Source organism: uncultured Microbacterium sp., assembly GCF_947632095.1.
GTDB lineage: Bacteria > Actinomycetota > Actinomycetes > Actinomycetales > Microbacteriaceae > Microbacterium.
On sequence record NZ_CANROA010000024.1, the window covers coordinates 20,719 to 34,697 of the forward strand.

11 protein-coding genes are annotated in these 13,979 nt (G+C 69.8%); 6 read left to right on the forward strand and 5 right to left on the reverse strand.

Annotated elements, in window-relative coordinates:
• Positions 1-111 precede the first annotated feature (111 nt).
• Genes Q0Z66_RS07885 through Q0Z66_RS07910 form a run of 6 tightly spaced genes read left to right on the forward strand, consistent with a single transcriptional unit; the run spans position 112 to position 6,332 of the window.
• Positions 112-1,632, forward strand: a complete 1,521-nt coding sequence (locus Q0Z66_RS07885; RefSeq protein WP_298039903.1) for an ABC transporter substrate-binding protein — start codon at positions 112-114, stop codon at positions 1,630-1,632.
• A gap of 4 nt (positions 1,633-1,636) precedes the next feature.
• Positions 1,637-2,656, forward strand: a complete 1,020-nt coding sequence (locus tag Q0Z66_RS07890; RefSeq protein WP_298039905.1) for an ABC transporter permease — start codon at positions 1,637-1,639, stop codon at positions 2,654-2,656.
• Entirely contained in the window at positions 2,653-3,516 is an 864-nt protein-coding gene (locus tag Q0Z66_RS07895; protein ID WP_298039907.1) for an ABC transporter permease, read from the forward strand. The genes Q0Z66_RS07890 and Q0Z66_RS07895 overlap by 4 nt, the downstream gene beginning before the upstream one ends.
• Positions 3,509-4,423: an ABC transporter ATP-binding protein gene (locus tag Q0Z66_RS07900; RefSeq protein WP_298039909.1), complete on the forward strand. Its 915-nt coding sequence runs from the start codon at positions 3,509-3,511 to the stop codon at positions 4,421-4,423. The genes Q0Z66_RS07895 and Q0Z66_RS07900 overlap by 8 nt, the downstream gene beginning before the upstream one ends.
• Positions 4,420-5,202: an ABC transporter ATP-binding protein gene (locus Q0Z66_RS07905; RefSeq protein ID WP_298039911.1), complete on the forward strand. Its 783-nt coding sequence runs from the start codon at positions 4,420-4,422 to the stop codon at positions 5,200-5,202. Before Q0Z66_RS07900 ends, Q0Z66_RS07905 begins: the two co-directional genes overlap by 4 nt.
• A gap of 17 nt (positions 5,203-5,219) precedes the next feature.
• A complete protein-coding gene (locus Q0Z66_RS07910; RefSeq protein ID WP_298039912.1) occupies positions 5,220-6,332 on the forward strand; it encodes an LLM class flavin-dependent oxidoreductase in 1,113 nt (370 codons plus the stop codon).
• 15 nt (positions 6,333-6,347) lie between these two features.
• On the opposite strand, the gene Q0Z66_RS07915 is transcribed toward Q0Z66_RS07910, so the two are convergent.
• The 5 genes from Q0Z66_RS07915 to hrpA all read right to left on the reverse strand — a co-directional run.
• Entirely contained in the window at positions 6,348-7,292 is a 945-nt protein-coding gene (locus tag Q0Z66_RS07915) for an NADP-dependent oxidoreductase (protein ID WP_298039915.1), read from the reverse strand.
• A gap of 67 nt (positions 7,293-7,359) precedes the next feature.
• Entirely contained in the window at positions 7,360-8,187 is an 828-nt protein-coding gene (locus tag Q0Z66_RS07920) for a MetQ/NlpA family ABC transporter substrate-binding protein (RefSeq protein ID WP_298039917.1), read from the reverse strand.
• 38 nt (positions 8,188-8,225) lie between these two features.
• Positions 8,226-8,969 carry a methionine ABC transporter permease gene (locus tag Q0Z66_RS07925; RefSeq protein ID WP_298039920.1) on the reverse strand — a complete coding sequence of 248 codons (744 nt, stop codon included), beginning with the start codon at positions 8,967-8,969 and terminating at the stop codon, positions 8,226-8,228.
• Positions 8,966-9,943 carry an ATP-binding cassette domain-containing protein gene (locus Q0Z66_RS07930; protein ID WP_298039921.1) on the reverse strand — a complete coding sequence of 326 codons (978 nt, stop codon included), beginning with the start codon at positions 9,941-9,943 and terminating at the stop codon, positions 8,966-8,968. Before Q0Z66_RS07930 ends, Q0Z66_RS07925 begins: the two co-directional genes overlap by 4 nt.
• Before the next feature lie 103 nt (positions 9,944-10,046).
• A partial coding sequence (gene hrpA / locus Q0Z66_RS07935; protein ID WP_298039923.1) for an ATP-dependent RNA helicase HrpA occupies positions 10,047-13,979 on the reverse strand: 3,933 nt, incomplete at its 5' end.

A 13,979-nucleotide genomic window follows, 5' to 3' on the forward strand; every position in this document is an offset into this window, starting at 1 on the left:
TTCTGGGGCGAGGGCGGCCCGAGTCACCGATGTGTCGAACTGTTTCGATCCGTGTCGTCCCGCATCGTCATCCCTGTTGCGCGGGTCTGCAGCGGCCCTACGTTCGCATCCATGACTCCACGAAACCGCCTCGCACCGTTCGCCGCGCTGACCGTCGCCGCCCTCGCTCTCACCGGTTGCGCGACGGCATCATCGGGCTCGACCGGCAGCGACACCGGCACATCGCTCACCTGGGGGTGGCGCCTGCCGACGAGCTGGGATCCCGTGACGTCGATCGCCGGGTGGGACACGCACGCCCTCGCCCTCGTCTACGACGGCCTCACGCAACTCGATCCCGCGGGCGAGCCGGTTCCGGGGCTCGCCGAGACCTGGGAGTACAACGAGGAGGGAACCGCGGTGACCTTCCACCTGCGCGAGGATGCGACCTTCAGCGACGGATCTCCCGTGACGTCCGAATCCGTGCGTTTGAACATCGAGCGCGGTCAGAACCAGGAGAACTCCACGCTCGCCGGTCAGCTGCGCATCGTCACCGGGGTCGAGGAGATCGATGCGCACACCGTCACCGTCCACCTCGACCAGACCGACTACCAGGTGCCCTACCTCTTCGCCGGCAAGACCGGTTTCATCGTGAACCCCGCCGCCTTCGATGACGTCGAGTCGCTGGCCACCCAGCCCGCGGGCGCCGGGCCGTTCGCCCTGACCGAGTACGTGCCCAACGCGCACGCCGCCCTCGAGAAGAACGACGAGTACTGGGACGCCGATCGCATCTTCATCGACGAGCTCGACGTCGTGCCCGTCGCGGATGACACCACGGCAGTCGCCGGCATCACATCCGGGCAGTGGGACGTCTCGATCATCCCGGCCTCGCAGGCGCAGGCGGCGGAGAACGCCGGCCTGGACGTCGAAGAGATCAAGGCATTGACCGTGCGGGCCCTCGACGTCGACTCCACGGTCGCGCCCTTCGACGACCAGCGGGTGCTGCAGGCCATCAGCCACGCGACCGATCGTCAAGCGCTCGTCGATGCGATCTACTTCGGGCACGGCACACCGAACTGGCAGCCGTTCCCCGACGGGTACGTCGCGTACAACGAGGACCTCGACGACCTCTACCCCCACGACATCCCGGCGGCGAAGGCGCTTCTCTCCGAGGCCGGCCATCCCGACGGCATCGACATCTCGCTCATGCTCGCCGAGGACGACACGGCGCTCGCCGAGCTGCTGCAGGCGCAGTGGGCCGAGGCCGGCATCCGCGTGACGTTGAACGTGCAGTCCGCCTCCGCGGCATCGCAGAACTACGTGCAGCGCACCTACCCGCTGGTTCTCGACAGCTACTCGGGACGCCAGTCGCCGTTGCAGGCGCTCGAGGTGCTCTACGGCCCTGAGGGACTGATGAACCTGGGGCGCCAGACGCCGGACGCGCTCACCGAGGCGATCGACATCGCTCGGGCCACCCCGACCGATGACCCCGAGTACGCGCAGCGCCTGCAGGATGCCGTCGCGATCGGCGTCGAGCTGCAGCCGAACACCTTCCTGTTCAGCTGGCCGCGCATCCTCATCCACGATGACCGCATCACCGGCATCCAGCACTGGCTCGACGTGCAGCGCTGGGAAGACGTGAAGGTGGAGGGCTGATCGGATGACCACCGTGACCGTGGCGCCCCCGGCGCCGGAGGAGGAGGAAACGCGGGTCGCCCGACGCGCATGGCCGGTCGTCCGCCTCGTCCTCACATCGCTCGGCACCGCGGTCACCGTGTTCGTCCTCGCGACGTTCGCGACGTTCGCCCTGGGCGCCGCAAGCGGATCGAACCCGGCGGCCGTCGCGCTGGGAGAGGTCGCCACGCAGGAGGACGTCGATCGTCTCAACGCGGTCTTCGGACTCGACCGGCCGTTTCTCCTGCGCTACCTCGATTGGATCGCCGGCGCGCTGACCGGCGACCTCGGCAACAGCTGGTTCACCACGATCCCCGTGTCCCAGAGCATCGCGCAGGCATTCCCCGTGAGCCTGTCGATCGCCGGCGGGGCGATCCTGCTCGCACTCGTCTTCGGTTTCGCCGGCGGGGTGCTCGCCGCCGTCAACCGCGGCAGCATCATCGACCGGGCAGTCACCCTGCTGAGCACGGTCTCCGCCACCGTTCCCGCCTTCGTCGCGGCGATCGCCCTGATCCTGCTCTTCGCCTACGCGATCCCGATCTTCCCGGTGGCCGGATACGTCCCGCCGCAGCAGAGCATCATCGGGTGGCTGAGCTGCCTCGTGCTGCCGTCGCTCGCGCTCAGCCTCGACGCCAGCGCGGACATCGCCCGGCAGCTGCGCACATCGCTCGTCGGCACGCTGCGGGAGAACTTCATCACCGGCGCACGGGTGCACGGCCTGGGGCCGTCGCGGATCATCTGGCGGCACGCGCTGCCGATCGCCGCGGCGCCCGCGCTCGCGGTGCTCGCGGTCCAGACCCCGCGACTCATCGGCGGAGCCGTGATCACCGAGATGATCTTCGGGATGCCCGGACTCGGGCAGCTCGCGAACCGCTCGGCGCTGCAGGGGGACATCCCCGTGGTCCAGGGCGTGCTCCTCGTCACGATCGCGATGGTCGTCATCATCGGCGTGAGCATCAACATCGTCATCTCCCGTACCAGCGGGACCGTTCGGAGCGCCGCATGAACGCCCTCTCCCGCCTGTGGGACTCCGGATGGACGCTGCGGATCTCGCTCCTGCTGCTGCTCGGCGTGCTCGTGCTCGCGGTCGCCGGCCCTGCGCTCGCGCCGTACGACCCGCTCGCGCAGAACACCGCGATCGCCCTGCAGAACCCGACGCCCGCGCACCTGTTCGGAACCGACTACCTCGGGCGGGACGTGCTGTCGCGGCTCTTCGCCGGGGCACCGGCATCTCTGCTCAGCGCCGTCGGCGCCGCACTCATCGGTCTCCTCGTCGGTGCCGTCCCCGGTGCGCTGAGCGCATTCGCGCCGCGGGTCGGCGAATGGCTGGCACTTCGCGCCGTCGACGCGCTGCTGTCCCTGCCGTTCATCCTCTTCGCGATCGTGTTCGCCGCTCTGCTGGGCAATGGCCTCATCCAGGCGACTCTCGCGATCGGCATCCTGATCGCGCCCGGATTCTTCCGCGTGGCCCGCGCCGCGACATTACGGGTGCGCGAATCGCCCTACGTCGAGGCATCGGCACTGCTCGGTGCTTCCGCCTGGTGGGTGCTCACCCGGCACGTCTCGCGTCAGGTCGCTCCGAACCTCGTCGTCGCGGGCATCTCCGCGCTGGGAAGCGCCCTGCTCACGGTCGCTTCCCTCACTTTCCTCGGCATCGGTGTGCAACCGCCCGATCCGACATGGGGAGGGATGCTCGCGAGCGACCTCGGCTATCTCAGCCAGCGGCCGCTCGGCCCGCTCGCGCCCGCTCTCGCGATCATCCTCACGGTCGCGTCCCTCAACCTGCTCGCCGATGCCGCCCGAGACGCTCTCGGAGCGGAAGCGGTGCCGCGTCGAACCCGAACCACGGAGAAGACCCATGTCTGACACCCGAGTGCGCACCGCACCGGCCCGCACGGCGCCGGCGGAGACGCCCCCTGTCGCGCTCGCCGCGGGCCCCGGTCCCGCACCATCGTTCGACGAGGCATCCACGATCCGCCCCGTCGCGGCGTCCGTCGAGGATCTGCGCATCGCGACGAGCGAGGGCGTCGAACTCGTCCACGGCGTCTCCGTGGACGTCCACCCCGGCGAATCCCTCGGCATCGTGGGGGAGTCCGGCAGCGGCAAGACCCTCAGCTGCCGGGCTCTGCTCGGGATCCTCCCCGAAGGATTGGAGGTGACCGGCGGATCCGTCCGTATCGGTGGCGACGACTTCACCCACGCCCCGGAGCGACTCTGGCGCACGGTGCGCGGCACTCGCATCGCCGCCGTGTTCCAGGACCCCGCCTCCTATCTGCACCCCGCGATCCCGATCGGGGCCCAACTTCAGGAGACCCTGCGCGTCACCGTCGGCGTCCCCGCGCGACAGGCACGGGAGAAGGCCCGGGAGCTCCTCGACGACCTCGGCATCCGCCGGGTCGACCTCGTCCTCCGGCAGCGGGTTGCGCAGCTCTCGGGCGGGATGCTCCAGCGCGTCCTGATCGCGATGGCGCTCGCCGCCGATCCCGCGGTCCTCATCGCCGATGAGGCGACCACGGCACTGGACGTCACGGTGCAGGCTGAGATCCTCGAGCTGCTCGCCCGATTGCGTGCGGAGCGTTCACTCGCGCTCGTCCTCGTCTCGCACGACCTCGCGGTCGTCGCCCAGGTCTGCGACCGGGTGCAGGTGTTCCGCGACGGCCGCGTCGTCGAGGCGGGGGCGGTGAACCGTGTGCTCCGGGCTCCCGGCCACCCCTACACCCGCGAACTTCTCGCCGCGCACGCGGCCTACGGTCTGGAGAGGTATCTGGGATGAATGCTCTCGAACTCGACGGGATCCGGGTGGAATACGATGGCGCCCGCATCCTCGACGGCGTCTCGCTGCGCGTCCGCGCCGGCGAGGTGGTCGGTGTCGTCGGCGAATCCGGATCCGGCAAGACGACCATCGCACGAACCGTGCTGCGCACTGCGGATACCTCCGCAGGCAGCATCCGCGTGGCGGGGGTGGACGTCACCCGGCTCCGGGGGCGGGCGCTGCGGGCGTGGCGCCGTTCGGGCGCCGTCCAGTACGTTTTCCAGGACCCGCTGCGCTCCCTCGATCCCGGTGTGCGCGTCGTCGACTCGATCGCCGAGGGCCTGCGCATCGCGCGATTCCCCGCGGGGGAGGCGGAGCGCCGCTTGGCGGAGGCGCTCGACGCGGTCGGCCTCGACGACGATCTCATCTCCCGGCTGCCCGCGGGCCTGTCCGGAGGGCAACGGCAGCGCGCCGCGATCGCCCGCGCCCTCGTCGTGCAGCCGAGACTCCTGGTCCTCGACGAACCCGTGAGCGCTCTGGACGCGGCGAGCCGCGACCGGGTCGTCCAGGCCCTCATCGCGCTGCGCGATCGCCGGGGGAGCGATATCGCGATGCTCGTGATCTCCCACGACATCGGTTCTCTCGCCGCGATGAGCGATCGGCTCGTCGTCCTCAACCGGGGCACCATCGTCGAGGACGGCCCGACCCGTCGCGTGGTCACCGCACCCGAGCATCCCTATACCCGGCGGCTCATCGAGTCCGTCCCACTGATCCGCACACCCACGGCGAACCGCCCCTGACACTGGAGGAGCAGCACATGCCCATCGAAATCCTCGGAATGATCGCGACGACCCCGGGCTCCGAGGTGAAGGAGCTCACCGGACCGGTCGTCGACGCAGCCTATGTGCGCGAATTCTCCCGCGCTCACGAGGACGCCGGATTCGACCGCATCCTCATCGGATACAGCGCGAGCTCGCCGGATGGCTTCGCCGTCGCATCCGCCGCTCTGCACGCGACCGAGAACCTCAAGGTCCTCATCGCACACCGTCCGGGGTTCGTCGCCCCGACCGTCGTCGCCCGCAAGCTCGCGACCCTGGACCACCTCACCGGTGGTGGCCGGGTCGCGATCCACCACATCTCGGGCGGCAGTGAAGCCGATCAGCGCCGCGACGGCGACTTCAGCGAAAAGGCCGATCGTTATCGGCGCACGGGCGAGTTCATCGACGTGCTGCGCAGAACCCTCGTCTCGGAGGAGCCCTTCGACCACCACGGGGACTTCTACCGCGTCGAGGGGGCTTACTCCGGGGGGAAACCCGCGACCGATGCGGGAATCCCGATCTTCTTCGGCGGTCTCTCCGACGGCGCCATCGACATCGGCGCGAAGGGGGCTGACGTCTACATGCTGTTCGGCGAGCCGCTCGCCGACGTCGCCGAGCACATCCGCACGATCCGCGCCGCCGCGGCGAAGCAGGGGCGCACGATCGAGTTCAGCCTCTCGACCCGGCCGATCATCGCGGAGACCGAGGAAGCCGCCTGGGCGAAGGCCGATCGCATCTACGCCGATGCCGAGCGGCTGCTCGCCGCGAAGAAGACCGGGAACACCCTGGCGTTCGCTGCGCCGACCCGCCGCGAGCGGGACGCCGTCTCCTCCGAGCGCCTGCAGCAGCTCGCCCGGCGCAGCGATGTGCACGATGAGCGGCTCTGGACCGGCATCACGCGACTCGTGGGGCCATCGGGCAATTCGACCGCTCCCGTGGGCACCCCGCAGCAGGTCGCGGAGGCGCTGCTGAAGTACTACGATCTCGGCGTCACGCGCTTCCTCATCCGCGGCTTCGACCCGCTCGGCGATGTGCAGCACTGGGGCGAGGAGCTCGTGCCCCTGCTGCGCGAGGGCGCGCGCCGGCGCGATGAGGAGCGTGCCGCCGCCTGAGCGGATCGCGCGGCGCTACGGGATCAGCGTGATCTTGCCGCCGGCGGCGTGAGCTTCTATGGTGCGGTGAGCCTCGGCCGCGTCGGCGAGCGGCAGCTCGGCGGCGAGCTCCACCTGGAAGTCGCCGGTCGCAAGCCCGCTGATCGCGATGCCGACGGCCTCGGCCCGCCAGGCGAGCTGCTCGGCGGTGAGGGGATCGGGCGACCCGCCGCTGAAGGCGCGGATGCCGAGATCCGCCGCATCCGGTCCGCGCACGATCGTCGCGATGCGCGTTGGATCGGCGACGAGCAGCTTCGACACCTCGATCGCCTCATCCGTGCCGATGCAGTCCAGGGCCACGGTGACATCGCCGTCGACGGCCGCGCGCACACGGTCGGCGAGACCGTCCCCGTAGGCGACGGGGATCGCGCCGAGCTCGCGCACGAGATCATGGCGGGCAGGGCTCGCCGTAGCGATGACCGTCGCGCCCGCGGCGACGGCGAATTGGATCGCCGCCTGTCCGACGGCGCCGGAACCGGCATGCACGAGAAGCGTGTCGCCGGAGCCCACGCCGAGTGATCTCACGCACTGGTAGGCGGTGCCGATCGGGATGCCGAGGGCCGCGCCCTCGGCGGCGGTCACCGCATCCGGCAGGGCGTCGAGCCTCTCGACGGGCACCGCCAGGTGCGTCGCATAGGTGCCGACGGTGTCGCGGATGGCGACCCGATCGCCGATCTGGAACCCGGTGACGTCGGCGCCGAGGGATTCGACGACGCCGGCGCCGTCGAATCCGACACGACGCGGCACGGTGATGGGCGGCCCGGGCCGCAGGCCGCGGCGCAGCTTTGCATCGAGCGGGTTGACGCCGGCGGCTTCGATCCGCACGACGACCTCGCCCGCACCCGCGACCGGGTCGGGGATGTCGACGAGGCGGAGGACATCAGGGGTGCCGAGTTCTGTGTAGACGATCGCGCGAGCCATGCGGCCAGGCTACCGGTACGACGATGCCCCCGCACCGAAACGGTGACGGGGGCATCGAGGAGCGGGATCAGCCGACCGGGACGATCAGGCCCTTCCACGTCTCGAGGATGTACTCCTGGGTGCGCTCATCGGTCAGCATCTCGATGAGAGCCGTGATGCGCGGGTCGTCCTTCAGCTCGGCACGGGTGGCGAGGATGTTGTAGTACGCGCTGTCGGTGCCCTCGATGAGGATCGCCTGATCGTCGGAGAGGCCCGCCGGGATCGCGAACGACGCCGTGACGAACGCCGCGTCGTTGTCGGGAAGCGCAAGGGCGAGCGTCGCGTTCTCGATCTCGATGAACTTCAGGTTCTTCGGGTTCTCGGTGATGCCGCTGAGCGTGTCGGCACCCTCGGAGATCTCGATGATCCCCTCGGCGGCGAGCAGCTCGAGAGCGCGGCCCTCGTTGGTCGGGTCGTTGGGGATCGCGACGGTCGCGCCGTCCTTCAGCTCATCGAGGCTGTCGACCTTGTTGCTGTAGAAGGCGGCGGCGGGCAGATACATCTCGCCGACCGAGATCAGGTCGTCGCCGGTCTGCTGGTTGTAGGTCTCGAGGAACGTCGAGTTCTGGAACAGGTTCGCATCGACCGAGCCGTCCGACAGCGCCGGGTTGGGCGTGTTGTAGTCGGTGAACTCCTGCCACTGGATGGTCAGGCCCTTCTCCTCGGCGAGGTTCTCGGAGACCCACTTGAGCATGTCGCCGGCGGGGACGGGCAGCGCGCCGACCTTCAGCGTGCCGAGGCCGTCGGAGCCGTCCGCAGCCGGTGCGTCGGAGGAGCCGGCGCAGGCGGTGAGGCTGAGGGCGAGGACACCGGCGGCGGCGAGGGCGATGCCGCGGGTGAGGGAGGAGAAGGACATGATGATGCTCCTGGGGTCGATGAATGGATGCTTCGGGGTCAGGCGCCGGCGTCGATCGCCTCGGCGGCGTGGGCTGCGCGGTTCGCGTGGTCGAGCCGGCGGGCGATGGCGTTGCACGCCCACTGCACGAGAAGCACGATGATGAACAGCACGATGACGACGGCGACGATGTGCAGCCAGCTGTAGCGCTGGAAGCCGTAGGTGAGGGCGACGTTTCCGAGCCCGCCGCCGCCGACGACGCCCACCATGGCCGAGAAGTTGATGATCGAGGTGATGGTCGTGGCGATGCCGAGGACGATCGCCGGACCCGTCTCGGGCAGGATCACGCGCCGCACGAGCTGCCAGCGGGTGGCGCCGAGGGAGTCGGCCGCTTCGAGCAGGCCCGAGTCGACCTCCTTGACGGCGATCTCGACCACACGGGCGAAGAAGGGGATCGCGATGATCGTCAGCGGGAAGATGGCGGGTCCCGTTCCGATGAACGAGCCCAGCAGCATCCGGGTCAGGGGGATCAGCGCGATCATCAGCACGATGAACGGCACCGAGCGGCCGAGGTTCACGATGAATCCGAGCACGCGATTGATGATGACGCCCGCGGCGGCAGAGCCGAAAGGCGTCGCGAGGAAGCGGCCCTTCTCCGTGCCGACGAGCACGATGCCCAGGGGAAGCCCGACGATGATCGTGAACAGGATGGCGACACCGGTCATCCAGAGCGTTGCGAGAGTGCCCGCGAGCATGACGTCGAACAGGTCGGACCAGAAGGTGGGAGCGGAGTAGTCGATCATGCTGCCTTCACCACCTCGACGGCGACGCTGTGCTCGGCGAGGAACGCCTGCGCGCGCTCGAGGACTGCGGCATCGCCCGGCAGGGCGAGACGTGTGCGGCCGGCCTGCGCGCCGGCGATGTTCTCGATCGTCGCCCCGAGGATCGACACGTCGAGGTCGAGGGCGCGGGCGAGCAGCGTGATGGTCGGCTTGTGCGCCTCTTCGCCGGCGAACGTCAGATCGATGATGGCGGATCCCGGGATGTCGGGGACCTCTCCGAGCGGGAACAGGTCGCGGGCGAGGCGGCTTCCGGGGGTACGGATCAGATCGGTGAGTGCACCGTTCTCGATCACGCGGCCGTGCTCGAGCAGAGCCGCGGAGTCGCAGATCTGCTTGACGACCGTCATCTCATGGGTGATCAGCATGACCGTGAGCCCGAGCTCTCCCGACAAGCGGCGCAGCAGAGCCAGGATCTGCTGGGTCGTCTCGGGGTCGAGGGCGCTGGTCGCCTCATCCGAGAGCAGCACGCGGGGCCGGGAGGCGAGGGCGCGGGCGATGCCGACCCGCTGGCGCTGGCCGCCCGAGAGCTGTGCGGGGTACGCATCGGCGCGGGCCGAGAGGCCGACGAGGTCGAGCATCTCGCGGGCCTGGCGGGCGCGGTCGCCGCGCGGGTGCCCGATCGCTTCGAGAGCGAATTCGACGTTCTGCACGATGGTGCGGTTGCCGATGAGGTTGAAGTGCTGGAACACCATGCCGATGCCGTGGCGCGCGGTGCGCAGCTCGTTGCCGTGCAGGTGCGAGACGGGCACGCCGTCGACGACGACGCGTCCCGAATCGGGGCGTTCCAGCGCGTTCACGGTGCGCAGCAGCGTCGACTTGCCGGCGCCGGACTGACCGACGACGCCGAAGATCTGGCCGCGCGGGATCTCGAGCGAGACGTCGTCGAGAGCCCGCGTTCCGCCGAATGATCGGCTGACGTTCTCGATGGTGATCATGGGGATACCAGATGCCCCTTTCGGGGGAGAAGATGAGGATTGCTGCTATTTTCTCCTGATCGCACCTGGGAATGCGAATCCGGATGACGGGGGATGACGCGGCTCAGGCCTCGCGCAGCGCCTTCAGGATGCGCTGCGGGGAGACGGGTTGGGCGGTGCCGAGACGCTGTGCGAATACGCTGACGCGGAATTCCTCCAGCATCCAACGCGTTTCCACGAGCGCACGCGGTGCATCCATCGCCGTCGGGATCGACCCGCCGGCGTCGGCGAACATCTGCGCGACGCGTTCGTACTCGGTCATGCGGGTGCGGTCCTTGCCCGGCTCGTTCGCCAGGACCGTGAGCCGTTCGAGCATTCCGGCGAGGTAGCGAGGGAAGTGCGCGAGGCGCTCGACGCCGGCCGCGGAGATGAACCCGGGATGCAGGAGCCCGTTCAGATGCGCGCGGATATCCCCGAGCGGCCCGAGGAGGGAGAGCGCGTTCTGAGCCTTCATGCCGCGCTCGATCTCTCGGGAGGAGGTGAGGATGCGCGCGACGAGCGAGACCGTCTGAAAGAGATCCTCGACGAGAGTCGCGTTGACGGTGTCGCGCGCGCGTTCGAACGCCTCGCGGGTGCGGATCGTGGCCGCGCCGCCCGACCGCTCCAGCGTCGCGCGGGCGACGGCGGCCCGTGCATCCTCGACGAGGGCAGCCGCATTCGGGTACGGCGAGGCCGCGAGGGCGAGCTTCTCCTGTGCGGTGAGGTGCTCCTGGACGTAGGAGGCGGGGGAGGGAACGTTGAGCAGGATCAGGCGCAGGATGCCGTCGCTGCTGGCGGCGGCCGCAGCATCCGCCGTCGCCTCCACGCGCACCGAGACGGTCTTGCCGCGGTCGACGATCGCGGGGTAGCCGCGCACGACGCCGCCGGCGACCTTCGTGTCGAGGATCTCGGGAAGCTCCCCGAAGGTCCAGTCGGTGAGCCCGTCCTGCTCGATCGGGCCCCGGGCGGATGCCGCGGCGACGGCGCTCTGCGCCGAGGCCACCGGGGACTTCCGAGCGGATGCCGCATCCGGGGTCTTACGTGCGATGGAGCGGGCGACGCTCTGCCGAGCACGGTCGGAGAGCTTGTGCTGCAGCTCGCCGAGGTCGCGGGCATTCCCGACGACGCGACCGCGCTCATCGACGGCGCGGAAGTTCATGCGCAGATGGCCGGGGACTCGGTCGTCCTCGAAGTCCGCGGCGCTCATCGGCTGATTCGCCAGGGGCTGGATGAGCTTCGCCAGCGCCTCCTTCAGCGAGCGTTCCGGAAGGCCGACGTGGTTCTCGGGTCCTTGTTCGGCGAGCGCGTCGCCGAACTTCTCGGCCCAGTCGGCGGCGGGCACGACGTGCCGTCGGATCGCCTTCGGCAGCGCGCGCAGCAGAGCGGTGACGAGCTCGGCGCGCAGACCCGGCACCTGCCAGTCGAACCCGCGGTCCTCGATCTGGGCGAGCAGTGCGAGCGGCACGACGACGCTCACGCCGTCATCGGGGGCGCCGGGCTCGAACCGGTAGGCGAGCCCCAGAACCTGGTCGCCCTGATTCCAGCGGGTGGGGAACTCGCGCTGGTCGGCGCGGTCGTCGTCGTCGATGAGGTCGCTCTCGCGCATGACGAGCAGCTTCGGGGTGGACTGCAGCGCCTCGCCCCACCACTTCTCGAACGAGCGCACATCGAAGACATCGGCGGGGACGCGCTCGTCGTAGAACTGGAAGACGGCTTCGTCGCCGGCGAGGATGTCGCGGCGCCGTTCGCGCTCCTCGAGCTTCTCGAGGCGCTTGCGCAGCTCATGGTTGCTGCGCCAGAACGCGCTGACGCGCTTATCGATGCGGGTGGGATCCCATTCGCCCTCGACGAGCGCGTGGCGCACGAACAGCTCGCGGGACGCCGCGCGGTCGATACGGGCGAACTGGATGCGCCGGCGCGGGATGATCTCCACCCCGAACAGCGTCACCTTCTCGTAGGCCACGGCGGCGCCGGCATCCTTCGACCAGTGCGGCTCGGAGACCTGCCGCTTCGCGAGATCGCCGGCGAGCGACTCGGCCCACGCCGGATCGATCGCCGCGACCGTGCGCGCGAAGGTGCGCGACGTCTCGACTATCTCGGCGGCCATCACGGCCCGAGGGGACTGCTTGCGCAGCCCGGAGCCGGGGAAGATCGAGAAGCGGATGCCGCGTGCGCCGCGGTACTCGGCGATGCGGCGCTTGTCCTTCTTGCCCTTGTCCTTGTTGGCGCTCGGGACGTTGCGCTCGTCGAGGATGCCGATCTGCGAGAGCAGGCCGGAGAGGAGCGCGCGGTGGATCGCGTCGCCCTGCGGGTGGCCCTGGAGCTCTTTCTTCTCACTCCGCTCGCTGCGCTCACGGGACGGCCGCTGCGCTGCGCCGCGCTGCGCCCCCTTCGGCACGAGCGTGCGCAGCTGGCGGTGCACGTCGAACCACTCGCGCACGCGCACATAGTTCAGGTGCTCGCTGCGGCACATGCGCCGGAACGCGCTCGAGCCGAGCTCGCGCTGCTGCTCGCGCAGGTAGTCCCAGAGCTTCAGCAGCGCGAGGAAGTCGCTGGCAGGGTCGGTGAACCGCGCATGCGCGCGCTCCGCCGAATCGCGCACTCCCTGCGGGGCGTCCTGCGAGGGCCGCTCGCGCACGTCCTGGATGCTCATGCCCGACACGATCGCGAGCACCTCGTCGCCGACGCCGGTGCGGCCGGCCTCCAGCAGCATCCGGGCGAATCGCGGGTCGATCGGCATGCGCGAGATGTCGCGGCCGGTCTTCGTCAGCCTCGGCGTCTCGCGCGACAGGTCGACGGCGCCGAGCTCGACGAGCAGGTCGAAGGCGGCCTTCACGCCGCGGGAGTCCGGCGGGGTGAGGAACGGGAAGGCGGTGATGTCGCCGAATCCGAGCGAGAGCATCTGCAGCACGACCGAGGCGAGCGAGGTGCGCAGGATCTCGGGCTCGGTGAACTCCGGGCGCTTGTCGAAGTCGTCCTCGGAGTAGAGGCGGATCGCGATGCCGTCGCTCGTGCGGCCGGCGCGGCCGGAGCGCTGATTGGCGGATGCCTGCGACACCGGCTCGATCGGCAGCCGCTGCACCTTCGAGCGACTGCTGTAGCGCGAGATGCGCGCGGTGCCGGTGTCGATGACGTACTTGATGCCGGGCACCGTGAGGCTCGTCTCGGCGACGTTCGTGGCGAGCACGACGCGGCGGCGCAGGCCTGCGACCGTGCTGCGCTCGAAGACCCGGTGCTGCTCGGCGGCGGAGAGCCGGCCGTAAAGGGGCAGCACCTCGACGGGTGCAGCAGACGATGTGTAGGCGCTGCGCACGGCATCCGCGGCATCCCGGATCTCGGCCTCACCGGGCAGGAACACGAGCACGTCGCCGCGGTCCTCGCGGTCGAGCTCCTTCAGCGCGGCGACGATGGCCGAGACCTCATCGATGTCGTCGGTGCTCTCGTCCTCCTCGTCGTGGCCGCGGTAGCGGATCTCGACGGGGAAGGTGCGGCCGGAGACCTCGATGATGGGCGCGGGCTCACCGGCGGCATCCGCGAAGTGCTTCGCGAAGCTCTCCGGGTCGATCGTCGCCGAGGTGATGATGACCTTCAGATCCGGCCGCTCGGGGAGGATGCGGGTGAGGTAGCCGAGCAAGAAGTCGACGTTGAGCGAGCGCTCATGGGCCTCGTCGATGATGATCGTGTCGTAGCGGCGCAGCAGCCGGTCGCGGTGGATCTCGTTGAGCAGGATGCCGTCGGTCATCAGGGCGACCTTCGTCGCATCCGACACCTGATCGGTGAAGCGCACCTTGTATCCGACGAGGTCGCCGAGGGGCACCTGCATCTCCTCGGCGACGCGCTCCGCGATCGTGCGGGCGGCGAGACGGCGCGGCTGGGTGTGCGCGATCGATTCGCGGCCGAGCTCGAGGCAGATCTTCGGCAGCTGCGTCGTCTTGCCCGACCCCGTGGCGCCGGCGACGATGACGACCTGGTTGTCGCGGATGGCGGCGGCGATCTCGTCCCGGGCCGCGCTGACGGG